The sequence below is a fragment of the Rhodonellum sp. genome, assembly GCF_030656585.1.
GTDB classification, from domain to species: domain Bacteria; phylum Bacteroidota; class Bacteroidia; order Cytophagales; family Cyclobacteriaceae; genus Rhodonellum; species Rhodonellum psychrophilum.
Genome location: NZ_JAUSPP010000031.1, coordinates 246,085 through 272,358, shown reverse-complemented (window position 1 = coordinate 272,358; position 26,274 = coordinate 246,085). Strand labels below are relative to the sequence as shown.

Annotated in this window: 18 protein-coding genes and 1 riboswitch; of the genes, 7 read left to right on the top strand and 11 right to left on the bottom strand. The window is 44.1% G+C overall.

Annotation, left to right across the window (positions count from 1 at the left end):
* Positions 1 to 307: 307 nt before the first annotated feature.
* Positions 308 to 1,678, bottom strand: a complete 1,371-nt coding sequence (locus Q7J63_RS08150; RefSeq protein WP_304885296.1) for an exopolysaccharide biosynthesis polyprenyl glycosylphosphotransferase — start codon at positions 1,676 to 1,678, stop codon at positions 308 to 310.
* 201 nt (positions 1,679 to 1,879) lie between these two features.
* On the opposite strand from Q7J63_RS08150, the gene Q7J63_RS08145 reads away from it, so the two are divergent.
* On the top strand, positions 1,880 to 2,548 hold the full coding sequence (locus Q7J63_RS08145; protein WP_304885294.1) for a bifunctional 2-polyprenyl-6-hydroxyphenol methylase/3-demethylubiquinol 3-O-methyltransferase UbiG: 669 nt from the start codon (positions 1,880 to 1,882) through the stop codon (positions 2,546 to 2,548).
* A 45-nt stretch (positions 2,549 to 2,593) separates the two neighbouring features.
* On the opposite strand, the gene Q7J63_RS08140 is transcribed toward Q7J63_RS08145, so the two are convergent.
* Positions 2,594 to 4,270, bottom strand: coding sequence for an amidase (locus Q7J63_RS08140; protein WP_304885293.1), 1,677 nt, complete (start codon positions 4,268 to 4,270; stop codon positions 2,594 to 2,596).
* Positions 4,271 to 4,342: 72 nt separating this feature from the next.
* Here Q7J63_RS08140 and Q7J63_RS08135 point away from each other — a divergent pair, with 72 nt between their 5' ends.
* Positions 4,343 to 4,786 carry a hypothetical protein gene (locus Q7J63_RS08135; protein ID WP_304885291.1) on the top strand — a complete coding sequence of 148 codons (444 nt, stop codon included), beginning with the start codon at positions 4,343 to 4,345 and terminating at the stop codon, positions 4,784 to 4,786.
* 170 nt (positions 4,787 to 4,956) lie between these two features.
* On the opposite strand, the gene Q7J63_RS08130 is transcribed toward Q7J63_RS08135, so the two are convergent.
* From Q7J63_RS08130 to Q7J63_RS08110, 5 genes are all read right to left on the bottom strand, one after another.
* Entirely contained in the window at positions 4,957 to 5,271 is a 315-nt protein-coding gene (locus tag Q7J63_RS08130) for a hypothetical protein (protein ID WP_019596143.1), read from the bottom strand.
* Positions 5,272 to 5,302: 31 nt separating this feature from the next.
* Positions 5,303 to 6,703 carry a class II fumarate hydratase gene (gene fumC / locus Q7J63_RS08125; RefSeq protein ID WP_026333441.1) on the bottom strand — a complete coding sequence of 467 codons (1,401 nt, stop codon included), beginning with the start codon at positions 6,701 to 6,703 and terminating at the stop codon, positions 5,303 to 5,305.
* A 76-nt stretch (positions 6,704 to 6,779) separates the two neighbouring features.
* Positions 6,780 to 7,265 (bottom strand): hypothetical protein, encoded by a 486-nt coding sequence (locus tag Q7J63_RS08120; protein WP_304885287.1) that lies wholly within the window; start codon positions 7,263 to 7,265, stop codon positions 6,780 to 6,782.
* 263 nt (positions 7,266 to 7,528) lie between these two features.
* Positions 7,529 to 10,342 carry a pitrilysin family protein gene (locus tag Q7J63_RS08115; protein ID WP_304885285.1) on the bottom strand — a complete coding sequence of 938 codons (2,814 nt, stop codon included), beginning with the start codon at positions 10,340 to 10,342 and terminating at the stop codon, positions 7,529 to 7,531.
* 92 nt (positions 10,343 to 10,434) lie between these two features.
* Positions 10,435 to 11,733, bottom strand: coding sequence for a voltage-gated chloride channel family protein (locus tag Q7J63_RS08110; RefSeq protein WP_304885693.1), 1,299 nt, complete (start codon positions 11,731 to 11,733; stop codon positions 10,435 to 10,437).
* Positions 11,734 to 11,822: 89 nt separating this feature from the next.
* A riboswitch (Fluoride riboswitch) is annotated at positions 11,823 to 11,891 on the bottom strand.
* Between the two features lie 189 nt (positions 11,892 to 12,080).
* On the opposite strand from Q7J63_RS08110, the gene Q7J63_RS08105 reads away from it, so the two are divergent.
* Positions 12,081 to 12,980, top strand: coding sequence for a TIGR01777 family oxidoreductase (locus Q7J63_RS08105; protein WP_019596151.1), 900 nt, complete (start codon positions 12,081 to 12,083; stop codon positions 12,978 to 12,980).
* Positions 12,981 to 13,149: 169 nt separating this feature from the next.
* On the opposite strand, the gene Q7J63_RS08100 is transcribed toward Q7J63_RS08105, so the two are convergent.
* Positions 13,150 to 13,323 carry a PLDc N-terminal domain-containing protein gene (locus Q7J63_RS08100; protein WP_081624967.1) on the bottom strand — a complete coding sequence of 58 codons (174 nt, stop codon included), beginning with the start codon at positions 13,321 to 13,323 and terminating at the stop codon, positions 13,150 to 13,152.
* 270 nt (positions 13,324 to 13,593) lie between these two features.
* On the opposite strand from Q7J63_RS08100, the gene Q7J63_RS08095 reads away from it, so the two are divergent.
* Both Q7J63_RS08095 and Q7J63_RS08090 read left to right on the top strand, forming a co-directional pair.
* Positions 13,594 to 16,152, top strand: coding sequence for a M14 family metallopeptidase (locus Q7J63_RS08095; protein ID WP_304885282.1), 2,559 nt, complete (start codon positions 13,594 to 13,596; stop codon positions 16,150 to 16,152).
* A gap of 237 nt (positions 16,153 to 16,389) precedes the next feature.
* Complete coding sequence (locus tag Q7J63_RS08090) at positions 16,390 to 16,893, top strand: hypothetical protein (protein ID WP_019596154.1); 504 nt, start codon at positions 16,390 to 16,392, stop codon at positions 16,891 to 16,893.
* Positions 16,894 to 17,000: 107 nt separating this feature from the next.
* Here the strand turns inward: Q7J63_RS08090 and Q7J63_RS08085 are convergent, their stop codons facing one another.
* Genes Q7J63_RS08085 through Q7J63_RS08075 form a run of 3 tightly spaced genes read right to left on the bottom strand, consistent with a single transcriptional unit; the run spans position 17,001 to position 22,551 of the window.
* Positions 17,001 to 18,119 carry a Gfo/Idh/MocA family protein gene (locus Q7J63_RS08085; protein ID WP_304885278.1) on the bottom strand — a complete coding sequence of 373 codons (1,119 nt, stop codon included), beginning with the start codon at positions 18,117 to 18,119 and terminating at the stop codon, positions 17,001 to 17,003.
* A gap of 56 nt (positions 18,120 to 18,175) precedes the next feature.
* Positions 18,176 to 19,036 (bottom strand): sugar phosphate isomerase/epimerase, encoded by an 861-nt coding sequence (locus Q7J63_RS08080; RefSeq protein WP_022582182.1) that lies wholly within the window; start codon positions 19,034 to 19,036, stop codon positions 18,176 to 18,178.
* A gap of 17 nt (positions 19,037 to 19,053) precedes the next feature.
* A complete protein-coding gene (locus tag Q7J63_RS08075) occupies positions 19,054 to 22,551 on the bottom strand; it encodes a PVC-type heme-binding CxxCH protein (protein WP_304885275.1) in 3,498 nt (1,165 codons plus the stop codon).
* 157 nt (positions 22,552 to 22,708) lie between these two features.
* On the opposite strand from Q7J63_RS08075, the gene Q7J63_RS08070 reads away from it, so the two are divergent.
* Complete coding sequence (locus tag Q7J63_RS08070; protein WP_304885273.1) at positions 22,709 to 23,581, top strand: AraC family transcriptional regulator; 873 nt, start codon at positions 22,709 to 22,711, stop codon at positions 23,579 to 23,581.
* Positions 23,582 to 24,262: 681 nt separating this feature from the next.
* Positions 24,263 to 26,269: a gliding motility-associated C-terminal domain-containing protein gene (locus Q7J63_RS08065; protein WP_304885272.1), complete on the top strand. Its 2,007-nt coding sequence runs from the start codon at positions 24,263 to 24,265 to the stop codon at positions 26,267 to 26,269.
* Positions 26,270 to 26,274: the final 5 nt, after the last annotated feature.

Sequence of the window (26,274 nt, the reverse complement as noted above, 5' to 3'; positions counted from 1 at the left end):
GTGATTTCAATTTGCTTGATCTCACTTTTCCTGGCAAAGTCGTTTAACCCGCTTTATGCATTATCAAATCAATCCCGAAATTCCTTAGTAATCACTGAGTCGTTAACTGTTTTTTGACCTTACCCTAATCTCCAAATAGTCTGGTTTTTTTGCAGTTTCAAGCCCTATTCCCAAACGAAATGCGTAACTCTATCTAGCTTACCTCAAGTTAGCTGCTTTACGTTACTTTTCCGCTGTCTTAGAATTCGGGTTTAATTGTCAGCGAACGAATGGAGAGATCATCCACATAAGATTCTATTGGATGTTTTCAATACGCGCTTTCCCGATTCCGGATCAATTCAATCACTGTTTTTAGGCAAATCTTCAAATCTAGCCATATTGACCAGTTTTGGATGTAAAAATAATCCAGTTTAACCCGGGAACGGATTTGATAAGGGTTTTCGATTTCTCCCCTAAAACCCTTTACCTGCGCCAGTCCGGTGATGCCTGGTCTGATCTTATGTCGGGAATTGTATTTTTCTATCTGGGTTTTGAAAACCCTATTCATTGGAATCGTATGTGGGCGAGGGCCGACAACGGACATGTCTCCAATCAGCACATTCAAAAATTGGGGCATTTCATCCAGGGAGGTATTTCTGAGAAAGGCACCGATTTTGGTGACGCGCGGGTCGTTTTTTACTGCCTGCTGGCTATCCCCATAATCATTGGGCGTCATGGATCTAAATTTGAGGCATTTGAAGACCACACTGTTCTCCCCATTCCTTTCCTGAATGAAAAAAACCGATCCCTTGGATTCCAATTTGATCAATATCCCCACGATGGGAATCAACCAACTGAGGATAAAAACGGTGACCAAAAGTGAAAATACGATGTCGAAACTCCGTTTCAAAAACCTGTTGAAGACATTGTCCAATGGAATTTCATTCACATTGATCACAAAGAAATCGCCGTACCGACTAAAGGAGAGTTTCTTTTCGAGTTGAAGACTTCCATGCGGGATCACTTTCACTTTAATATAGTGTTCTTCCGCAAAATCAATGATATTTTTCACGGTGTTGACATCCAGCCTTTCATTGATATAAATCAAGTCCAGCTTGATTTTCAAAGCCTCTTCGTAGAAAATCTTGATGTCGCCACGGGTTTGGTTGCAGGAGGCAACATCATCATAATACCCCATAAAGTTGATGCCAAAATCCCTTCTGATGCCGAGGATTTTGGCCAGTTCGCTGCTGCTGCTGCCTTTTCCCAAAATTACGGCATTTCTGTAATTGTATCCTTTTTTCCTGTATTGCTTGAGCACCATATGTGCACCAACCCTATAAAGCCCCAAGAAAAGGAATAAGGAAGTAGCTTGGGAAATCAAAAACACAATCCGGGAAGGATCTGATCTAAAGGGCAACCAAAAAATGGAGACAATCGCCAAAAACCAAAGGAGCGAACCAAAAAGGCGTTTCAATGTGGATTCAAATTCCGTGGTCCTACCTATCTTGTAATCCTTCCTCAAAAGGGAAACAACCAACCAAATCATGATGTAAGTGGCATAAAGGGGACCGCTGAGGATCGGGAAATCACCAAAATAAAACAATGTGGCCATTGAAACCAGCAAGGCCACATGAAGTGCCAAAATATCACCGATTACAAAAAGCCAAGGAAAGAAGGTGTAAAAACGTTTTTTCATAAAATCATTTGAATCCTAAACCGAATGGAGCAAGCCACCATTATTAGGCCAATTTTTGGCTGGTATGATTTGAAGATTAAATTAAAATTTTCCCAACTTCAAGCAAAATTAAAAAAGATTTGCGCATCAAAATTGTTTTTTGATCAATAAATTTAAATGACTTGCCTAACTTTGCGGATTATTTAGGCAAGATTCCAATTCATGAATTACATAAAATCCCTTCTGGCACCATCAGACCATCCCGAATCCCTTGGCAACAAATTCAGATCGAGACGGTTTTTTGTGTTTGAAAATCTCATCCTTAAAAATTTTCCCCAAGGAAGTCCGATTCGGGTTCTGGATGTAGGCGGCACGGCCTATTTTTGGAAAGACATGGAATTTTTGCAAAAATACAATATCCACATCACCTTGCTCAATCTGCACAAGGAAGAAGTAAATGTCCATCGCATCTCCAGCATGGCAGGAGACGCCACAGATTTATCGGGTTTTGAAGACGGGAGTTTTGATCTTGTATTTTCCAATTCCGTGATCGAACATCTTTATACTTGGGAAAACCAAAAGAAGATGGCCAAAGAAGTCATGCGTGTGGGAAAGAAGTTTTTTATCCAAACACCCAACAAACACTTTTTTATCGAGGCGCACTATGCGCTTCCCTTTATCCAATACATCCCCAAGAGGTCGGCTTTCCACCTTTTGACGCAGACCAAAATCAGCCGAATGCAAAAATGGGAACCCAAAGATGCCCAACAGTATTTGGACGAAATCAGACTGATCTCCCAAAAGGACATGCGGAAACTCTTTCCAGGGGCAAAGCTTTACAAAGAAAAATTTCTGGGCATGACCAAGTCATTTTCCGCCCACAATCTTTAAAACTCCTTTCCCATATCTTTAAGACATGGGAAAGGAGTTTTGTTGCTACTTGTCAAATAATGGAGGCCTTTTTTTCTGCCAATCTGTTTTTTCCTGATAGGCCCTTCCCAGCATGATCAACTTTTCTTCCTCAAATAAATTGGCAAGGAAGGTGATGGAAGTGGGACTTCCGTTTTCCGTAAATCCATTCGGCATGCAAAGTGCCGGATGACCAGTCAAATTGGTGATCTGGAGTTGGTTCCCGCCAAAGGAAGGACTGATGATCACGTCATACTCTTGGAACAGTGCATGCATTTCTTCAATCAAAACCGAACGGTTCCTGCTTGCCTGAATATATTCCACCGCCGGAATAAACCTTGCCGCACGAAACTGGTTTGGCCAGGCACCGCGATGCTGAGCCACGAGCAGATCGTCCATATTTGACCGCGTCAAATCATCGAATGCTGCGGCGCCTTCGGCAAACAACATGATCAGCATGCTGCTGACATCCACTGAGGTTTCAAGTTTTACGGGGTGCAAGGTCAGTCCCAAGCTTTTCAAATCTTCCAGAACCTGTTGATCGATGGCCTTGCTGCTTCTGTCGGCATTGAAAAATTCTTCAAAATAGCCTATTTTAAGAGATTTTATGGACTTATCCACACTGTAATTCAAAGCTGCCGGAATGGTGCTTTGGTCTTTTTTATCCAAACCATTGATGACCGAAAGCACAACGCCATTGTCCAAAGCGCTGCGGGAAATCGGACCAATTTTGTCCATGCTCCAACTCAGGGCCATTGCGCCAAATTTGCTCACCCGCCCAAAAGTCGGTCGTAATCCCGTGACTCCATTTCTGGTGGAAGGCGATACAATGCTTCCCAAAGTCTCTGTTCCAATCGCGAAAGGCACCAAAGCCGCACTCACTGCAGAGGCAGATCCCGCTGAGGAGCCACTGGATCCTTGCTGGAGATTCCATGGGTTTTTGGTAACCCCACCATACCAAACATCTCCCATTGCCAAAGCTCCGAGTGTGAATTTACCGACGAGTACAGCACCGGCATCATTGAGTTTTTCGACGACAGTGGCAGTTTCATCAATTTCCTGGTCTTTAAAAGGCATGGCTCCCCAAGTTGTTTTGGTCCCTTTGACGGCCAAAAGGTCCTTGATGCCATAAGGAATTCCATGAAGCGGCCCTCTGATTTTTCCGTTTTTAAGTTCTTGGTCCATCGCCTTGGCTTTTTCCAAAGCTTCCACTTCCATCAGGGTAATCAGACATTCCAATGTGTCACTGTACTTCTTGATTCGGTCCAAATAAATACCGGTAAGTCTTTCTGAAGTCAGCTTCCGCGTCCGAATCAATGTGGATAAGTCTGCTACGGACATAAAAGCGATGTCATGCGCATTGGCGGGCAATTCAACCGTTGCGGGCAATCCCCAGTTTTGATCCCTTTGTTCTTGATCCGGAAAATACCCATGAGGAAGGGGATTGAATACCAGGGAAGGGGAAACCGCATTTTCGAGTTTGTTTTTCCGCATATTCTCATAACCCGTCCGGAAATTGGTCAGGTTTTGGAGCATGCTGTCCTTTTCGGCTGGAGAAAATTCCAATCCAATTAGCGTCTCCGCACCCTGGATGGATGCTGGTGTGATCTCGCCCAGCCTTTGGCCGGCGATAAATCCAACAGAAATAAGCAGTGGGACTAGAATAATAATCCAAAGGCTTCGGGTAACTTTAAAATCCTTCATGTAGTTTTGCAATCAAATGTGAACCTTCGGTGAAACAGGAGGTTAATTCCAGAAATATAAAGAATTATTTGAATGCAGAAAAACCAAACTATTCCAAGTTTCCCGATGCCGATGCGAGGGATACTTTTGCTTACAGGAATGTATACCGTGGCCTGGTCAGCATTTTTTAAATATTTGGGAGAGCACCTCTTGCGTTGGCTATCCATGACGCCGGAAAACATTCCGGGATTGGAGAGCAACTGGTTTGGTGGTTTTGGCTTGTTGATCGGTTTTTTGATCTTCATGAGTGCATTTTACCCGAGTAGTTGGCGGTATCTGATATTGGTGGGCATTGTCGGGAAAATCATCTCTTTTTCATGGTTCTTTTTGGAATTCATTCCCATTTTGGGTTGGAACAAAAGAACCATATTCCACTTGGCATTCAATAAGCTTCTTTGGCTAATTCCATTGAGCATAATTTACTTGCGCGCAATTAAAGTACATGCGTATTTGAAAACTCTGCCCGAGGAAAAATAAATACATAAAGGGAAAGAATTGGTGTTTTGATAGGCTTATCCAGGATATCAGAGCCATTAAAAAAAGGGAACCGAACATTTCTTTTTGGAGAAAAATCTGGTTCCCTATGCTTCTTGTTCAAATGGAACAACTCACAATTCCTATTTATTTGGAATTGACCTCTTCATGCATTACAATAGAATAACAAGTAACAAGACTATGACGATAACGGCTCCAAGTGAAAGGTAAAGTCCGCCACCACGCCTTGCTTCTTTGTTCAGCTCTTTGAGCTCCGTTTTAATGGCTTTTTTTTCCGCCTTATCCATGGTGGAAAAGTCCATTTTTTTGATTTCCATCACCCTGGATTCAATTTCATCCATTCTTTTCAGATCTTCTGCCGAGATCACTTTCGGTTCCTTTTCAGAAGGAATGGATGGATTTTCTGCCTGTGCTGAGAAGGCAAATAGCATCGCTGCAAGAGAAAAATAAATTTTTGCTTTTTTCATAAAATTAAATTTAAGTTAGAAAACTATTTTATTATTTTAAGCTCCCAATCATGTCTTCGGGTTTAACCCATTCGTCAAACTGTTCACTGGTCAACAATCCTAAATCCAAAGCGGCTTCCCTTAGGCTGGTTCCTTCCTTATGTGCTTTTTTGGCAATGGCGGCAGCATTTTCATAACCGATATGGGGGTTCAAAGCCGTGACCAACATCAGGGAATTTTCGAGGTGACGTTTGATAAAGGGCCTGTTTGGTTCGATTCCCACCGCACAATTGTCCGTGAAAGAAACCGCAGCATCCCCGATCAAACGTGCCGATTGTAGGAAGTTGGCGATCATCATAGGCTTGAAAACATTCAACTCAAAATGTCCATTGGATCCTCCGATCGAAATCGCAACGTCATTGCCCATCACTTGGGCCGCGACCATCGTAATGGCCTCCACTTGTGTAGGGTTCACTTTACCGGGCATGATCGAAGAACCTGGCTCATTTTCTGGAATCAGGATTTCGCCGATCCCGGATCTTGGTCCTGAAGAGAGCATCCGGATATCATTGGCGATTTTCATGAGACTCACTGCTATTTGCTTCAATGCACCATGCGTCTCGACAATGCCATCATGGGCAGCCAAAGCTTCAAATTTGTTGGGAGCCGTTACCAAAGGTTGCCCTGATAATTCGGCGATTTTTTTTGCAACCAACTCCGAATAACCTGCTGGAGTATTCAGACCCGTACCTACGGCTGTTCCCCCAAGTGCCAACTCGGACAAATGGGATAGCGTATTTTTCAAAGCCCTTATCCCATGATCCAATTGGGCCACATAACCCGAAAATTCCTGTCCCAAAGTCAATGGGGTAGCATCCATAAAGTGGGTACGACCGATTTTGACCACATCCATAAATGCCTCAGATTTTGATTTCAGGGTATCCCTCAGTTTTATGATCCCAGGAAGGGTGGTTTCCATGACCATTTTGTAAGCGGCAATGTGCATCGCCGTGGGAAAAGTGTCATTGGAAGATTGGGACTTATTGACATCGTCATTGGGATGGATTTTTTTCTTTTCATCCTCCAAGGTGCCGCCAAGCAGAACATGGCTCCTGTAAGCGATCACTTCATTGGCGTTCATATTGGACTGGGTGCCAGACCCGGTTTGCCAGATGACGAGAGGAAATTGGTCGTCATGCTGGCCAGTCTGGATTTCGTCGCAGACCTTGCCGATGATGTCGGCCTTGTCTTGGGCAAGCACGCCCAATTCTGCATTGGCGAGCGCTGCCGATTTTTTCAGGATCGCAAAAGCATGGATGATTTCGATCGGCATCCGGTTTCTTTCGCCACCTATTTTAAAATTATTGATGGATCTCTGGGTTTGTGCACCCCAATATTTGTCTGCGGGGACTTCCACAGCGCCCATGGTATCTTTTTCTATTCTATATTTCATATAATTCGGTTTTTTTGGTTTGATTTTGAGTCTGCAAAATACGACCTCAATGGCATAATCCATAGAAAAGCCACAATTAATCCCTTACTTGGAGATTGAGCAGATTATAAAAAAGGGATTGAGATTTTCGGATTTTTCGCTTGAAATGCATCCAGGCAAATAGATAGTTCCCCAATCCGATCGCAAGGCATAGAAAACCATAAGCAGGATCGCTTTTGCCCAGAAAGAAGAAAAGGGACATGGCCAGGATAATGACCGACCAAAAACCCAAAAAGAAGCTCGCCCCAGGGAATAGGCTGTATTTCAGAAAAAGAATACAGCCCGCCGCAGTGGATTCTATTTTTCCTGCGATCAAGGGCAAAAAACTGTCCGCTTTGTCAATCACCAATGAAATCCTAAAGGAATCCTCTTTCACAACACCATTGAATAGGTGGCTTTTCTTCTTTGTTTCGTCAAAATCGAGAAAATTTACATTTTGGGTCACTTGATTGAGCCGTGCGATGACCTCCTTTCTGTTGAAGGCGGACACGATGGTTTCGCTATGGGCGGGGAAAATATACATGTATGGTTAACTCAAAAGAATCCCTTCGGTTCAACCCGAAATATGCATTAGCTCTCACAATAGGACTGAAACTGCAAGAAAATCAGGATTTTGGGTGAATAAGTATATTGCCTATATGGTGAAGTCAAAAACAATATACAAATGACCGATTGTTAAGAAACTATATCCTGAAATTGAATTGGCGATGGATACGCCGGGTTTAATCTTCACATAAAATATCCGATTTGATGACCAGCGAAAGAAAATGGGCCCTGCCAATTCCCTTAGTCCAAGGCTTTGGCTGGATTTTTCCTGATTTCGAGGAGATTTTCCTTCGTGAGGAATTCTTTGGCGGCCGATTGGATGCGCTCTGGAGTCACGGAGTCGATGGATTTTTCTGCTTCAAGAATGACATCCCAAGAAAGCCCATAAGTTCTGATTGCCGACAATTGGGCATTCCAATAGCTGTTTCTCTTCAGGTTTTCTTCCAAAGCGATCCTTCGTTTTTCCTTTACTTTATTCAGATCTTCAATTGAGGGTCCATTTTCCTGTATTTTTTGAATCTCTATCCAAGTGGCTTCGATCAGACTTTCCACTTTTTCGGGACTACAGGGAAAACTAACCGAGAAAGAAAAATTCCCTACGGGCCTGGAGGAAAGACTGCCATTGGCACCCACGCCATAGACGCCTCCAATTTCTTCCCTGAGGCTTTCGATGAGTTTGATGGTCAGGATTTCCCCCAAATAACCGAAGTCGGCAGCCTTTTTTCGGTCATAAGGGATTTCTCCCGAAAAGTAGAGAATGACCTGACTTTTCTGGTCCACGCCCACTTCCACGATTTCTTTTTGGTCTCTCGGTGCTCGGATGCCTAGATCCTTGTACGCTTCCTTTTGATCTGGGCTTCCCGGAAGACTTCCGATGTATTGTTCGAGGAGCGGGGTGATACCCTCCAAGTCGACATTTCCGGTAAGGAAAAACTCAAAATTCCCCGCGTTGGCAAACCTTTCTGCATAAATCTCCAAACCCCTGTCCAAATCTATGTTAACCAAATCTTCGGGATCATATATCCCCATGGCCCTCAAATTGCCATCTGCGATGATTCGGTTCAAGGCTTTTGAGAATTGGTAATCCGGATTGGACAGGGCGCTGGCCAATTGTGCTTTTTGGTTGGCCATATAGACCTCAAACAGTTCTTGGTCTTTTCGGGGCTGGGTAAAATACAGGTGAAGCAACTGCAAGGTCGTCTCCAGATCTTTTGGCGAAGTAGCGCCAGAGATCTCCTGTGAATAGGTAAGCACATTTGGGGTAAGCGACACGGTTTTCCCTGCCAATATCTTTCTCAGATCTGATGGCGAAAATGCCCCAACACCCATGATATTGACCAACACGCCGGCGTAGCTTGCGGAGTAATGGTCCTCATCCGGATACAAGGAAACGCCTCCATCCCCTTTGGCCAAGAAGATGATTTCATCGTTTTTGAAGTCCGTGGGCTTGACAAATACTTTGGCACCGTTGGGAAATGTCAATGTGGTCAAGCCGATAGATGCAATAGTTTCGGTTTCCAAAACGCTAACGGGAATTGGCAATTCCTCCAGGAGGTTTTCTGCCAAAGCTTTGTCGGCATAGGGCTCCAAACTTGTGTCTGCAATCTCTTCCATCAAGGCAAGCACCGCTGTTTCCGAAGGAATATTTTCTTTTTCGCCTTCCGGGGCGGTGATGATGACTACTCGGTTTTCATTTCGCACCAACTGACCCGCGAGTGCATTGACCTCTGACAAGGTGATTTGGGGAATGATTTCTTGGTAAAATTCATGTTTCCACTTCTCTCCATCGGCAAATCTTCCGCCTAAAAAATGATTGACGTACCGACCGACAATTGATCTTGATTCGGCTTTGTCCATTTCATTGAAGCTTCTTTCCGCGCTGTTCAAGACCGATTTTTTGACACGGTCCAGTTCCGGTTCCGTAAAACCAAATCTGGCCACGCGCTCATTTTCCAACACCAACGATTGGAGGCCAGCCTCGATTTTGCCGGAGGCCACTACAGCGGAAGCGGAGAAATAATCCAAATCCCTGACAAAGTTGCCATATCCCGTCCCGGCAAAAACAAAAGGGGCTCCGGGTTTTTGGCGGATTTCATCCAGACGTTGGGTAAGCATGCCGCCGTAAAGGGTTCTGATCAAGAGATTGCGGTAATCTTCCTTCGTCTCTGTGGGCAAAGCCTTGTGCTTGTAAAAAAACTGCAGCTGGATCCCGGGGGCTTCCTGATCCGTGACCACACTCACAAAAGTCTCTTGATGCTCCGGTATCTCAAAGGATTTTCTCTCCTTGGCATTTTCAGGGTTTTTAAGGTCCGAAAAATGCTCCTTGACAAGGGCTTCCAGTTTTTCGGGATCCACATCGCCCACGGCAATCACGGCCATATTGTCCGGTCTGTACCAATCCCTGTAGAAATTCCTTAAGCTTTCGTAATCAAAGTTTTCCACAATTTCCATTTTTCCAATGGGCAGTCTTTCCGCATACTTGCTATTGTGGAGGATCACGGGCAGGTATTGGTCCTGCATCCTTTTTGAATATCCTTCTCCGGTTCTCCATTCTTCGACGATGATTCCTCTTTCTGCGTCGATGTCTTCGTCCTTCATCAATACCCCCCCGGCCCAATCGCTGAGAACCTTAAACCCATTCCTCAATGTGGCTTCGTTTTCCGAGGGAATCGGCAGGATATACACCGTTTCGTCAAATCCCGTATAGGCATTTAAATCCGCTCCGAAAGAAACCCCAATGGATTGAAGATAATTGACCAATTCATTTTTTTCAAAATTGCGGGTTCCATTAAATGCCATGTGCTCTACAAAATGGGCCAAGCCCTGCTGATCATCTTCTTCAAGAATGGATCCGGCGTTGATGGCCAGCCGCAATTCCACTTTGTTTTCAGGCCGTGGATTGTATTGGATATAATAGGTGAGCCCATTGTCCAACTTTCCAACCTTGACCCTTGGGTCCAAGGGCACTTTTTCATCCAGGCTTATTTGGCAGAAAGCAGCTTCTGATGCCAATAAGAAAACAAAGGCTACCAGGAAATTTTTGAATATATTCATGATCCTAAATTTGGAAAGTTCTTGGTTCTAGACTTCCAAGGTAATAAAAAATCAAGCGAAGGATAATTAAAAACCCGAAATGTGGTCTGGCTCTAACTTTCCCCAAGATTTTTCCCTTTCTTTCCGAGGGCTTTAATGTTTTTGGGACTCCCGATGATTTGGGATTTATAAATCCCAGCATGACCACTGAAGAGGTATGCGATCACACAAGCCAAACCCACATAAACGCCCGATTCGGCCCCAAAAAGCTCAATTCCCATCAGGGTACAAGCAAGGGGCGTATTCGTGGCGCCGGAAAAAACGCCCACAAATCCCATTCCTGCAAGGAGTGCCATGGGTAAGGGAATGATCCAAGAAAGGGCATTGCCCAGGGTGGCTCCCGTAAAGAACAAAGGCGTGACTTCTCCCCCTTTAAAGCCTGCGCCTAAGGTCAAGGAAGTCATCCCAATTTTAGCCAAGAAATCATACCAAGGGAGTTGTTCGGTAAAGGCATCGGTGATTGTTGGGATGCCCAAGCCAATGTATTTGGTGGTGCCCATGGCAAAGACTAAAAGGGCAACCAGAAGACCGCCAATAAATGGCCTTAAAGGAGGATATTTGATTTTCATTTCGAAAAGTGTTCCCCAAAAATGGGTGGCTTTGGCAAACAGTCTTCCGGCCAAACCAAAACAGATTCCTGCCGGGAGGATCCAAAGTAAATTTGTCAAGTCCAGGTTGGGGACTAAAGAAATGGAATAATGATGATGTTCCACCAGCCAAAGCTCTGCACAGGCATAATTGGCAACATAGGCGCCAAAAAATGCAGGCAGAATGGCTTCGTAGCGAACACGACCCACCACCAGCCATTCCAAGGCAAAAACCGCTCCGGCCAAGGGCGTCCCGAAAACGGAGGCAAAACCTGCAGCAACACCGACGGTGATCAGTATTTTCCGATCTTCCTTTTCGAGTTTAAGCCATTTGGTAAATTGATCTGCCAATGCCCCACCCATTTGGATGGCCGTACCCTCACGTCCAGCCGATCCACCAAAAAGATGAGTGGCCAATGTCCCGAAGAGCACCAATGGAGCCATTCTCAGCGGAATGGTTTTTTGGGGATTGTAAAATTCCTCCAAGAGCTGGTTGTTTCCTTTCACCACGGATTCCCCAAAACGATGGTAAACCCAACCGATCAAAAGCCCCGCCAATGGCAAGAGTGCGATGATCCAAAGGTTGGATTCCCGATAAACGGTTACCCAATTGAGGGATATCAAGAAGATTCCGGAGGCAGAACCAGCCAGCATTCCTACCACACCCGCAATCAGCAGCCATTTGAAGGTAAAGAACAGATTTGGAAGAAATTCGAAAGTGAAAAACGAATTGATTTTGAGACAGGCTTTTATCCTCTCCAACATATGGGATTGATTGTATCCAAAATGAATAGACATATCAGGGAATAATATCCATGATGATGGCCATTCCTGTTTGGATGGTTGGCAATTGAGTTGAAGTAGGAGTCATCAGCACCAAAAAAGGAGCGGTTGTAAGGCGGAACCCCATCGCCGAATGAAATGTAAAGATATCAAACCTTGGCAAAAATCAACCGTTTCTCCACCTAAAAGTCTTTTCCAGTACAATCTTAATCCATTTTGGATTTTTCTTGGAGAACAAATTGGGTAAATTCCCTAAATTGAAACAATCTTCAGCAATAAGTTCTTCACAGAGAGGTATAGTGATTATACACAAATACAATTTAAACTTCATGAAAAATATACTCATTACCGGAGGCTCCGGACTCATAGGGAAGAAAATCACCAAATTATTGGAAAAAAATGGACACCAAGTCGCTTGGTTGAGCAGGACACCGTCAAAAAACAGTCAAAAATCCTTTGCTTGGGATGTGGAGGCTGGAACATTGGATGAAAAAGCCATACGCTGGGCGGATGGCATTATTCACTTGGCGGGAGAAGGTGTAGCGGACAAAAGATGGACCACCGAAAGGAAAAAGGCTATCCTGCAAAGCCGAACCCATTCCTCGGAGCTGCTTTTTCGGGCCATCGAAAAATCCGATAAAAAACCTGAATCCTTTGTCTCTGCCAGCGCCGTTGGTTATTATGGCTTTGACACCGGAGAGCAACTGGTGGATGAAGAAGCTCCTGCAGGCACCGATTTTTTAGCCCAGGTGGTCATTGCTTGGGAGGATTCGTCAAAAAAAGTAGCCGATTTAGGCATCAGAACTGTTTTGCTTCGGATTGGGATTGTTCTCGACAGTGGAGGCGGTGCCTTGAAGGAAATGATGGGCCCTCCCGTTGCAGCTCCTCTGGGAAAAGGGACACAATGGATGAGCTGGATACAGGTAGAGGATTTGGCCAAAATGTTCGTTTTTGCCGTTGAGAATGAAAGTTTGAAAGGGATTTACAATGCCGTTGCGCCAAAACCGGTGACCAATCGGGATTTGACCCAGAAAGCAGCCAAGAAGATTGGGAAACCCTTTTTGGGAATCGGCGTTCCTGCATTTGGATTGAAACTTCTGTTGGGGGAAATGGCCCAAATGGTGATTGGTGGAAATCGGGTTTCCTCCAGGAAAATCCAAGAAGCCGGATTCAATTTCCAATATCCAAACCTTGCCGAAGCCTTGGAAAAGACATACAGCAAAGATTAAACCCGTGTGGTACATGACCAATTCTCCTCCAGTCGGAAATTGATTAATAACCAATAAAAGGCATGCATTTTTGATTTCACCTGATTGGTAAAATACCTTGTTCTTCAAATAGGTTGATTTCCTTGCAGTTAAAGCCCGTCAGGAAACCCAATGCACATTCCGGGTTAAATCAGATCCTGTTTTTACGACCGAAAAGAAACCACAGAATCGTACCCAAAAAAGGCAAAAATATCACCACCAAAATCCAGACGATTTTATCGTTTCCGGTCCCGAAGCCACTGGTGATGACATCATAAATTGTGAAGGCGTAAATGGCAAGTCCAATAATTCCCAATCCAAACATCGTTTTCGTTTTTAAGTGTTGTTGTTTTTCTATTGCTGAACATTCCTGCCCCGGATGTTTGTTGAATCCATTGGGGGAACAGTTTGTTGCGCCAACGTGAAATCAGCATGGGAGTAAAACAACGGAAAATAACCGGGGATCGCAAAAAAAGGCAAAAGGGAATTTGATGGAACTCGGTCAAGTTTTTTGACCTTCCAAACCAATTATTCATGATTAACTGATTTTATTGATCAGTTTTGGTTGATTTTGAATGCATAAATGAATAGAGATATGATAAAGCGGATTTGTTTCACCCTACTCATCGTTGTCTTGGCGCTAAAGGCCGAGGCACAAAACGTCGAATTGAAATACTATCTTCCAGAGGGCTACACGTATAATCCTGCCATTCCGACTCCTGAGTCTGTCCTTGGATTTGAAGTGGGGGAATGGCATGCCTCCTACGATCAAGTTTTGATGTACATGCAGGCCGTAGCGACTGCATCCGACCGGGTTACGCTTGAGGAGATTGGAAAAACTTATGAAAAACGCCAACAGGTTTTATTGACCATCACTTCTCCTGCAAATCTCGGGAAAATTGATGCCATCAAATCGGAGAGAAAAAAACTCCGAAATCCTGCAGCAAATGTTGCCCTCGCAACCATGCCTGTGGTCATCTATGCAGGATATTCTGTTCATGGCAATGAGCCCAGCGCTGTAAATGCCGCCCTGCTCTCCGTTTACCATTTTGCAGCTGCAAATGAGGTGGCGGCAGATTTGGAAAATGTGGTTTTGCTTTTGGATCCAGCCTTGAACCCAGATGGTGTGAACCGATTTGCCTCTTGGGTAAACTCCAACAGAAGCTACCACATGAATGGTGATCCCAACAACAGGGAATTGAACGAGCCTTGGCCAAGAGGAAGAACCAATCATTACTGGTTCGACTTGAACAGGGATTGGCTGCCTGTCCAGCATCCCGAATCCCGAAACCGGGTGGCAAAAGTGCAGGAGTGGACCCCAAATCTCCATTTAGATTTTCACGAAATGGGGACCAACAGCACCTTTTTCTTTCAGCCGGGAATACCCAGCCGGAACCATCCGCTGACACCCAAGAAAAATTTTGAGCTGACGGAAAAAATCGGGCAATACCACGCCAGATATCTTGACAAAATTGGATCACTTTATTACAGCCAAGAAAGCTTTGATGATTTTTATTTCGGCAAAGGGTCCACTTATCCCGACATCCAGGGGTCTATCGGCATCCTGTTCGAACAAGCCTCCTCAAGGGGACATTTGCAGGAAAGCATTTATGGTCCCTTGACCTTTGCCTTCACGATCCGCAACCAATTTACCACGACATTGTCCTCATTTGAAGCGGCAAAAGACATGCGGGTTGAGATGAATACCTACATGCGGGATTTCTACAGGGATGCAAAGAAGGAGTATGATCTGGATACCAACAAGGCCTATATTTTTGGGTCAAAAGACGATGGGGGGAAAACATTCCATCTGGCGGATATGGTACTCCAGCATGACATCGATCTTTTCAGCCTTAAAGAAGATATTACCATCAATGGGGTGGAATTCAAAAAAGAAAAATCCTTCATCGTTCCCTTGAACCAACCACAATATAAGTTGATCAAAGGATTGTTTGAAACCCGGACAAATTTTCAAGACAGCTTATTTTACGATGTATCCGCTTGGACCATGCCGATGGCATTCAACCTGGATTTCATGGAATTGAGCAGCAGGATATTGAACTTGGCCAATGTCGAGCAGGTGGACAAGTCCCTGAAGCTTCCAAAAGGAAAGGTTACCGGAGAAGCTGGGGCATATGCCTATGTTTTTGAGTGGGCAGAATACTATGCTCCGAAAGCAGCTTATGCACTCTTGGAAAAAGGCTATCAGGTAAGGGTCAGCCACGAAGAAGTCATCCTCCCCAATGCCAAAACCCTGAAGCGCGGGAGCATTTTCTTGGCCAAAGGCCAATCCACTGTTTCTGATGAGGTCTTTTTCAATGACATGGTCAAAGCCGCCGAGACTTCTGGGATTGAAATTTTTGCCTTGAATACCGGCTATACAAATGGCGTCAATGTCGGATCTCCAAGCATGGATGTCCTGACCAAACCAAGTATTGCACTTTTGGTGGATGGCGGAGTGGCCAGCAGTGAGGCTGGTGAAATCTGGCATTTATTGGATCAGCGGTATGAAATGCCCATCACCTTATTGCCCATAGATCGCTTCAACGGAGCGGATCTTGGCCGATACAATGTCATTGTGATGCCCAATGGAAACTATGCTTCCTTGGGAAAAACCGGTGCGGACAAAGTGAAACAGTGGGTAAGGGCCGGAGGAACCTTGATCGCCAGGGGATACGCCATGAGCTGGCTGGACCAAAATGAAGTTGCGGAATTTAAGTTTAAGCAAGAATCCGAAAAGGTGGAAGTCCTTCAAAAAAATTATGCGGAATTTGACAATGCTTCAGGTGCAAAAGGAACTGGTGGTGCCATATTCAATGTGAAATTGGATATTACCCACCCGATCGGGTATGGCTATGAAAAAACCGAAATGTTTACTTTCAGAAGTGGCAACCAATTCCTCCTTCCATCTGAGAATCCTTATGCAAATCCACAGGTTTATACCGATAGTCCCTTGGCAAGTGGTTACGTTTATCCCTACAATTTGGAACAAATGAAGCGTTCGGCATCTATCCGGGTATCCTCCCAAGGAAATGGCCGGGTAATCGGTTTTGTGGACAATCCGAATTTCAGGGCATTCTGGTTTGGGACAAACAGATTGTTTATGAATGCGATTTTCTTTGGACAGACGATTAAGAGTGGAACCGGTCGATAAAAGAGATTCCTTCTCTTCCTCATTTCCATGTCTTACCTTTCGTCTCTCACGCTAAAAATTAAACTTCTTGTATTATAAGTGGCGCATTCCCGGGATTTCTTAAATAGCCCGAGAGTGCTCCATTTTTTGATAATTGAAATTTTCTCAAGGTTCAACTCTGGTTTTTGATTTTATATTTGGCAAAAAGTTTTAATTATCTAGCGCAAACCACTATTTTGCGTAATATTTGTTTATCAAATGATTCAGAAACTCTTTCCATTAGACAAGAATTACATTTTAAGACAAGCACAGACTGTTTTAGAAGATAATCTCATGGATTCCATGGCTTTTGAATTGAAAAAATCCTACACCTTTCTTTACAATTCTTTGGGACTGATGGATGAAACGTATGCACAGATCCTTGATGCCTACGATTTTCCAAAAGACAGATTGCGCGTAATCTATTGCCAACTCTCCGGGATTTATCGCTACAAGTACGGTTCCAACCAATTGGAATTGTTGTTCGACGGAAGGTCACATTTCGAAAAATTTCAGGAAGATTGGTCCAAACAGTTGATGGAATGGGTGAAAGAATTGGGCAAGCATGAACAATATGTAAAGACGATGCTGAGAATGACCCTGCTTTTTGACACGGACTCTCGGGCAGAATGGTCTGAAAATCACTGCAAGGCGTTCATCAACGAATACTTTGACCTGAAAATCATCAAGCGAAAAGGAGAACTGAAACTTAAGATTGCATAAATAACAAAACCGCCGATAAAAGCGGTTTTGTTCGTTTTTGGTTGGTGGTTTAGTTAATGTTGTTGATTTTTTATCCAAAAGGAATTTCAAAGATTAGAATACAATCCCTATTTTTCTTCAATGGTAAAATCCGGAAGGTGAAGGATTTCGCCACCCTTCATGGCCGACTCATGCGCCAATATACCCACACAAGTGATGTTTGCGGATTGTCGTGCATTCGGATATGGGGATTTTTGAAGATGAAGCGCATTCAAAAACTCATTTACCAAATGTGGATGCGACCCTCCATGACCTGAGCCTTGGATAAAGGACAAATGCTGATTATCATCCGAATCGTACACCCCTGCAGTGGTAAAGGAAGCAATTTCCTCAGGCAATAAATGGCCATAATCAGGAATGGTCACTTTTGAAGGAACCTCTCCGGTATGGACCACACTTTGTTCATGCTCCACAAGCGTCCATTCGAATGATTTTTTGGAGCCATAGACATCGAAACTCTCTCTGTACTGTCTTGCAGTGTTGAAAAGTGAGCGTGTCACCTCAGCGGAAAGATCAGAATCCTTCAGTTTGATGTGGCAAGTTTCCACTGCAAAAGGAGACCCATATTTTTCGATAAGGTTTTCATCGATCCTGCCCGAACCAAAACAAGACACATATTCTGCCTGCGCTTTTGGCAAAGCCAAAACAGGACCCACACAATGCGTGGCATAATGCATGGGCGGAAGGCCTTCCCAGTATCCAGGCCATCCCGCCATTTCCTGCTGATGGCTGGCTCTGAGAAATTGGATTTTTCCCAATTCTCCCTTTTCATACATTTCCTTCACAAATAGGAATTCCCTGCTGTAGATGACGGTTTCCATCATCATGTAGGTCAATCCTGTTCGCTCGGTTTCCTCCACGATCTGGCGGCATTCCTCCACGGTGGTCGCCATGGGAACTGTACAGGCCACGTGCTTTCCGGCACGGAGCGCTTTCAAGGCTTGTTCTGCATGGGATTGAATAGGCGTATTGATATGAACTGCATCGATTTCCGGATCCTTTAACAATTCATCATAATCCGTATATCTTTTTTCGATGCCAAATGCATCCCCGATTTCATCCAATTTGCTTTGGCTTCTCTGGCAGATGGCATACATGTTTGCCAAGGGATGCTTTTGATAAATCGGGATAAATTCAGCGCCGAAACCCAATCCTATGATAGCGATGTTGATTTTTTTTTGAGTCATGGTAAATTTGGTTTATTGTTCAACTAAGAATTGAAATTACGCTCGTGGACTTTATTTCAGTCTTTGGCCCATTGCTTCAGGAATTGGATGCCGTCTGAAGCAAAGGCATCCTGGCTTTCTGCCAGTGGCTTCCAAATGCAGACTGCTCCCGCCAATTCCTTGACGGAAGGAGTGAAACTTTCGATGGAGACCACTCCCTGATAATCGATTGCTTCCAAGCCTCGCTTGATGGAATCCCATCGGGTTTGTCCCTGACCAGGCGTTCCCCTGTGGTTTTCGGAAACCTGAACGTGGAGGAGTTTATTCCCCGCCTGTCGAAAGGCCATTTCCATGTCAGGTTCTTCGATGTTCATGTGAAAACCATCCAGCAAGACCTTTGCTGCTGGGTGATTGATGTCACCGATCAGCCGCATCAAGTCCTTTGTGTTGTTGATCAGGTCACTTTCAAAACGGTTCAAGGGTTCCAAAGCAATTTCCTGTCCCAGGGCTGCTGCCATTTGGCATACCTTATACAGGTTCTCTGCGGCTCGGTTCCATTCTATCTTCCTTTGTTCCGGAGAAACCGACCGGGCTTTTCCCACTGCGGAATACATTGGTCCGGCCACAAAGCTTGAGCCCAATTCTGCGCTGATTTCCAAACATTTTTGGATGTAATCAAAGCTGACTTGGTGGAAAGCAGGATCGTCATGTGTGAGATCCCTGGTAGGGCCAAAAGCCCCACAGATGATCGCTTCCAAACCATTGGCTTCAAGAGCCTCCCTTATTTTTATTACGTCAATCAAGGCCGGATCTTCCACAGGTATTTCTACCGCATCATAGCCCATTTTTTTTATTTTGGCAAAGAGGGATATCGTTTCCGTTTGGAAAGGAGATGTCCAAAGCCAGGTGCTTACACCCAATCTGATATTTAAAGACATGTTTGGCTATTTTGATTTTATTCCACTTTCATTATCCCATTCATGATTCTCCAGTGCCCCGGTACGGTACAGATGTAGGGATAATCCCCGGGTTTGCTTGGGGCGATGAAGACCAAGGATTCACTTCCTTCCGGATTGATGAGTTTGGATGCAATGATGATTTCGGGCATTTTTGGGATAAAACTCTGTTCCATTCCCTTTGGATCTCTGGCAAGTTCATCCGCTGCTTTCCCGACTTTCTCCATTGTGCCGGGCATGGCGAGGACAAAATTGTGTTGCATAAAATCTTTGTTCTCGAAATCAAGGGTGACTTGTTGTCCGGCCTTAACGGTGAATGTCGGTTTGTCAAATTTCATTTCATGCGGAATCACACCCATTTTGATGATCACGGCACCTTTTGAGGTTTCCGTGGCTGCAATTGCACCGGATTTCCCGTTTTGTGCAAGGGTTTCAAAGGAAGGATTTTTAAGCCCCAAATAACTGTTTCGGTCCAGTCTGCCATTGAACCAGAACGGTTTTGGATATTCACCAACCTGGTTGTCTCCCATGTTGTCTTGTCCAACCCGTACGGCTGCTGGTTGGAAAGCGGTCACAAATAGTCCTGTGGCTTTCCCTTTTGCAACTTGGTTTCCGTTGATCTTAAGTTCCATGGTGCCATCCTCCAATAAACTGGCGTTGATCAGGAATTTTTCCTGGGGGAGATTTTTGGAAGAGGAAATCTTGAAGCTTTTACCACCTTGCTTGACAAGCCAATGGATCGCCTTGTTTTCTACATAAAGGCTGTACCCATTATCTTTTCCGCCTTGGGCGACAATAATCCCTTGGAGGTCATTTTCCGACTTGCTCAAGGTCACCCTGATCTGGATTTCTTTTCCGGTTACATCCGGTGGAAACGCAATCGCAGACCTTCTGTCCAAATTGTATTCTTCGGCAGTAAGGCTTTTGGAGAGCTTCTCATTCAGGGACCACAAAGAATCCGGCTTATCCATGGAAACGAGGGAACCGAAATTTTCTTCAAAGGAGACCGGATGCGTAAGGACGGCGGAAAATATGGCTTGTGGCAAATATTTGTCCTTGCCATTGTCTTCCTCCATACTCGCTTGGTAAAGAAGTTTGCCAGCATCTGGGGAAGTAGGAGAATCCGCAACTGCCAAGAAAGCTGTTTTTCTGGTGTTCAAATCCTTGTCCTTCAACAAACCTGCGTCGATGATGGCTTTCAAACTTTCTTCCGTTTTTGGCAAAACAGCAATGGCATTTTTTCTAACACCTGCAGCTGGGTGTTTCAATGCAGTGGTGACGATTCGGATCGCATCCTTGTTGGAACCATCCAATGCACCCAATCCATGCAGGGACCACAAAGCATGAACAGCAGGGCTATTCAAGCCGATTTCATCCACTTTTTTATCTTCGATCAGTTTGAAAAGATCATTGATGATGCTTTTGTTTTGGTTTTCCACGATCGTCCGTTGAGCGACCAATCTCCAAAACATATTGTCGCTTTTCAATCCGGCAATGATTTCCTTGTTCTTGTCTTTGTCTATTGTGATCGGTTTATAATCGTCTGCACCTTTGTAAACCAAACGATAGATTCTTCCATGCTTGGCATCCCGAAGGGGATTGATGTAGGCATTTCCTTCTCCATTGTCAAAGCCTTTTGGGGTAGGATTGTGCTGAATGATGAAATTGTACCAATCGGCAATCCAAAGTGCGCCGTCAGGCCCCACTTCGGCGTGTACGGGAGAAAACCATTCGTCGGAACTTGCCAGAATGTTGAAGCCATTTTTTTCCTTGAATCCCGAACCATCTTTCTCGATGATCGCATTGTGCAACACCCTTCCTGTTGGCTCGGCCACAAATGCCACCCTGTTCCAATAAGATTTGGGAAAGCTTCTGGCCGTGTAAAAATTATGGCCCGCGGCTGCGGTATAACTACCATGCCAATCCACCTGACGGAGATAAGGTGTCAGGTGCGGCATATCATAATGGGTGTCTATTCCATGAATTGCATTGTTGGATCCGCCATGAATGGACCTGCGGACATGCTTGTTGGGCATGGCCAAATAGGCACTGTGCTGGCCGTTTGCCGTGGAGATAAAGACATTGAACTCTTCGGTAAAGCCCAAACCCCATGTATTGTTGCTGGTAGAACCAAGGAATTCAAAGTTTTTCCCGTCGGGTTCAAAATTGTACAACCCTTGACCAAATGAGAATTCTTTTCCATCGATTTCACCTTTGAAACCGGAGTAGCCCAAGACTCCCCAGATTTTGTTGTCGATGCCATATTTCAGGTTAGATGGTCCTGCATGGGTATCACTTTTTCCCCATCCGGTGATCACAACTTCCCTAAGATCTGCTTTTCCATCACCATTGGTGTCCTTGAGAAAAATAAAATCAGGGGCCATGGAAATCATGATGCCGCCGTTGACAAATACCATACTGGTAGGGATATTTAATCCTTCAGCAAAGACCGTGATTTTGTCTGCTTTGCCATCACCGTTGGTGTCTTCCAGGATTTTGATGCGGTCATTTCCGCCTTCCTTGCGGACTTCATTTGGATAATCCTCGGTTTCTATTACGTATAATCTTCCTTGATCATCCCAGGCAATGGCCATGGGATTTACAATATCTGGCTCTGAAGCAAACAATTGAAGTTCAAAATCTACTGGAACCTGAACAAGTTTCATGGATTCCTCTGGTGAAAGGGGAAGTTGAAATCTAGGTGCAGGATCTCTTTTCTCGTAATTTGGAATGTCCGCATCCTCAAAAACAGGGGTAGGAATGGCATAGTCCGCCACTTGTTTGGCCACTTTATCGCCTACGGCCCACAATACGCCATTTGCCACCAAGTTGTGAAATTCCACTTGGGACCAAGTGCGCTCATCATGACCATAAGCAGTGTAGAAAACCCTGCCTTTGCCTTGGTTTCTCACCCAAGTCCAGGGTTCGCGATGCTCCCCATCGACTCTTTCCATCAATACAGTCATGTCCGGATTCAATTGGGAATGAACATAGGTTTCATCCCAAGTCGAAAATTCGTTGATCCCCTTGATGACGGGATGAGAATTGTCCACAATGTCGACGGTAAAATCCCCCGTGCCGTGGGATTTGAATTGGCCCCCAACAGCCTCGACAAACCATTCCGAATTGCGGAAACAGAATGAGGCGCTATGGATCGGAACCATTGCTTTGCCACCTTCCACAAAATCCTTCAGGGCTTTTTCCTGCTCTTTGGTGATTTCATCGTGGTTGGCGTAGATCATGATGCCATCATACTTATTGAGGTTCTCCTCGTTTAAGTCATTTGGATCCGCGGTATAGGTCAGGTTGATTCCCTTTTGGAACAAGGGAATGGCCAACATCGGCATCAGTTTTTCAGAATCGTGGTGCTTGCTTTCATGACCCAGGAAAAGAATTTCCACTCTCCTGGGATCTGAGGATAACCCCCACTTTTTTGACTTTCCCCCACATCCCAAAAGCAGGAAAATGGAGAAGATGAGCAATCCTATTGTTCTCATTGTGTTTAGGCTTTTGGGCATTGGAATTCAGTATTGATTTGAAAGACTAATTTGGACATTAATGATTTTTCATTCTCACTGTTTTTTATCTAATTCTGACTGTATTTTGTCATTTATTTTTGTTTTCGGGTTTAATAATAGCATAATTGTATGAATAATGAAGCAGCCACTTAAAAAATCGAGAATTCCAGACAACAAGGCTTTTGTGGTCAAAGAGCTTTTCGCACCCTTTTTCGACAAAAACTGGCACTTCCACCAAGAGTATCAATTGTTTTTGGTTTTGGAAGGAAAAGGGATCCGGTTTGTTGGGGACATCATGAAGCCTTTTAAGGCCGGAGACATGGTTTTCTCAGGACCCAATTTGCCGCATTTATGGAGAAATGACCAGGAGTTTTTTGACAAGTCAAATGGCTTGAGCACCCACGGGATCGTGGTTTATTTTCCCGAAGAATTTATGGGGAACGCATTCCAGACCAAAGAAGAATTTGAGGCGATCAAGCTGATGTTGCAGAAAGCTTCTCGCGGTTTGGAGGTTGTGGGCAAGACCAACCTTATGCTGCAGCAGATGATGAAGGATCTGGTGAAACGCAAAGGAATTGAAAGCATTATTCAGTTGCTCAGGATACTGGAAACCCTGGCACATTCAACGGATTGTTTCCCAATTGTCCAGGCAGATTATGCCAATCTCAACAAGGAATCCGAAAAGGACCGCATGAGCCAGGTGTATGAATTTGTGATGGACAATTTCCAACAAAAAATACGCTTGGAAGAAGTGTCCTCGCTTGCCAACATGACAGTAAGTTCCTTTAGCCGGTATTTTACCTCCAGAATGAACAAATCCTTTTCGGATTTTTTGACCGATGTCCGCATCAGTCACGCCTGTAAACTCTTACACGAGCAGGATCTGAATATCAGTGAGGTGGGCTATGAAAGCGGATTCAACACCCTGTCCAATTTCAACAAGCTTTTCAAAGACAAAATGGGCGTAACGCCTTTGGTTTACAAAAAGGATTACCTCAAAACTTTCTAGAAGGGTAAGGTTCCAGTGCTTTTTCCCATTGCAATAAAACAAGCCAAGATTGGTCGACCCAGGCTTATGCATGGCCAATTCTATCCCATCCGAAAACTGCCCCATAATCAGTCTTTGTTTGCTGTTTAGACTTCGCTACATGGGTACTAGGCCTTAATCTCCAAATAGTCTGATTTTCCTGCAGATTCAAGCCCTATTAGAAAGGCCAATCCATATTTCGGGTTGAATTCACCTGCTTGAATTTTAAACCATATATCCCTCAGGACGTTTATTAGATTGTAACCAATACAATTTAATATGCAGTGGAGTTTGGATAGGATTATTCCCCAAGGGATTTTGGGAGATAATTACAGGTTGAGATTGATCAAAGAATATCTCAAAAAAATCAAAAATGAAAAGTTAATCAAAATCAAGAAGGGCTAATCGGCCCTTTTTTTATTTTTGAATGGGCATCTCCCGTATTTTTTCAAAATATATACACAAAAATCAATTTCAAAACTTAAAAAACGCATTTAATAGGAATATTATCACGGAAAAATTTGTTTATGAAAAGCAAAAATGTGTATTTTTACGACATAATAAATTCCTTGAGGCATTAGAGATTCCATTCTGGGACATCAAACAAGTTTTAAGCGGTTTTGAACAACTGATTTTAAAATACTACCAAAAGAAATACCCTGAATGATGAAAAATATTTATCTAGATGTCAACTTCAAGGCAAATGATAAAACATCATTTTTTTCAAAGTCAACTCCGGGACTTTTGTTATTGCTTTTCATGTTTATTTTTTCGACCCATTCCTTATCGGCACAAGCCGTAAATGAACAGTCCAATACCCATACATCCTCAAACTGCCAAAACCCCACAAGAATCGAAGGCATGGTTTTCATTGAAAACACTGGTAAATCCTTGAAAGGCATTCCTGTTTTGTTGGTTCCACAGGATGGTGTTTCTGGTGGAGTTCAGATGCAGGTCACCAATGCGGAGGGCAAATATTATTTCATGAACCTGGCAGCAGGCAAGTATTTGCTCCAAATAGGAGATGCGAACCTGAACCACAGCAAAGCTTTGTATGCAGTGGAATCCAACACGTTTATTGCCGAAATCAAGTCTTGTGACCACCAAACAAAGAACTTTGGGTATTCAAATACCTCCCAATCCGTTATCGGGAATTTTGTTTGGTACGATTTCAATGGCAATGGCATTCAAGACGAATGGTTTGATGCCAATGAGGATGGGAAAATCACCCAAAATATCCCTGACCAAAATGGATATGTGGATTTCGAAAACTGGGAATGGATAGACCTGAATGGTGATGGCAGCTACGAAGGCACGGAAAATATCGGCGAACTGAACAAGGCCGGTTTGGGAAATCAAAAAAGCGCAAATATATTTATTACTGGACCAAACGGCTATTCAAGAGAAGTTGAAATCGATTATTTGGGACATTACATTGACCAACCAACCGAATCTGGTGAATATCAGGTAAGGCTTGAAATGGATGCCCATCTTTCCGCGGCTTCCGAAAAAATGGGTTTTTCCGGAAAGGTCAAAATCATTCCGAATTTTGGGAAAAGGATTTTGGCTATGGAAGAGGAAGATGGCCCGATCATCGATTGCGGTCCGACCAAAGAAAGTATTTTTGCAATCCAACTTTCGGCCAAAGAGCTTGTGCGTTTCGATATTGACTTCGGGATCAGGTGCCAGGAAAGACCTCCCGTAAAAGAAATTCTCGCCAATGACATTGACTTGGGAGAGTTTGACAGAAGCTATGGTGGACTTCTTGGAAACATCCTTTCCAATGACCTGTTTGACGGAAATACAGCCAATCCCAAAGAAGTGGATTTTGAATTTACCGACTTGGATGACGTGATTGGTTTGCTGCTCAATGAAAAAGGAGAAATCAGCCTCATTCCTGAAATGAATGAAGCAAGAAAGTATCGTTTGACATACGTATTGCGCGAAGCTGGGAATCCAGATAACCAAAAAGTGGCTTTCGTCACTTTCAGTTTGAAAAATGACCAATCCGATCTTTCCGTGATCCTGACTTCCAACAAAGTTGAACTTTGGGAGGGCGATGTTTTTGAATACCAGATTGAAATCAGCAACGATGGGGCATTGAAGGCCACGGGAGTAGCCATTACCAATTACCTGCCTGCTGGAGTCACATATTTGAGTAGTTCCGTTTTGGAAAATAAATCCAATATTGAACTGAGCAATCCTTCGTTCGCAGGGAATAAAATCACTTGGAAGGCAGTTGGTTTTCCCACCGATGCCAAGCTTATTTTGGCCGTAAAGGTAAAGTCAAATCCTTTGAATGGGACCAATGTCCGCACCACAACCAATTTGGTGGAGGTTTCTGCAGCCGAAACAGATGTCAACCCTCACAACAATGTCGCCGAATTGGTCAATGTCATCCATCCTTTTTTTATCCCAAATGTGATCACCCCCAATGGCGATAACAAGAACGATCGCTTTGAAATTCGAGGAATTGAAACATTTGTGAGCAATAAAATAAAGATTTTCAATAGATTTGGGGACAATGTTTTTGAAAGGACTGCTTACGCCAACAACTGGGATGCAACCGGACAAGCCGAAGGGACATATTATTATGAATTGGTTTCGGTGGACAATCAAGGAGGAATCCATGAGTTCAAAGGTTGGGTACAGGTGGTAAAAGAAAAATAAAAAAG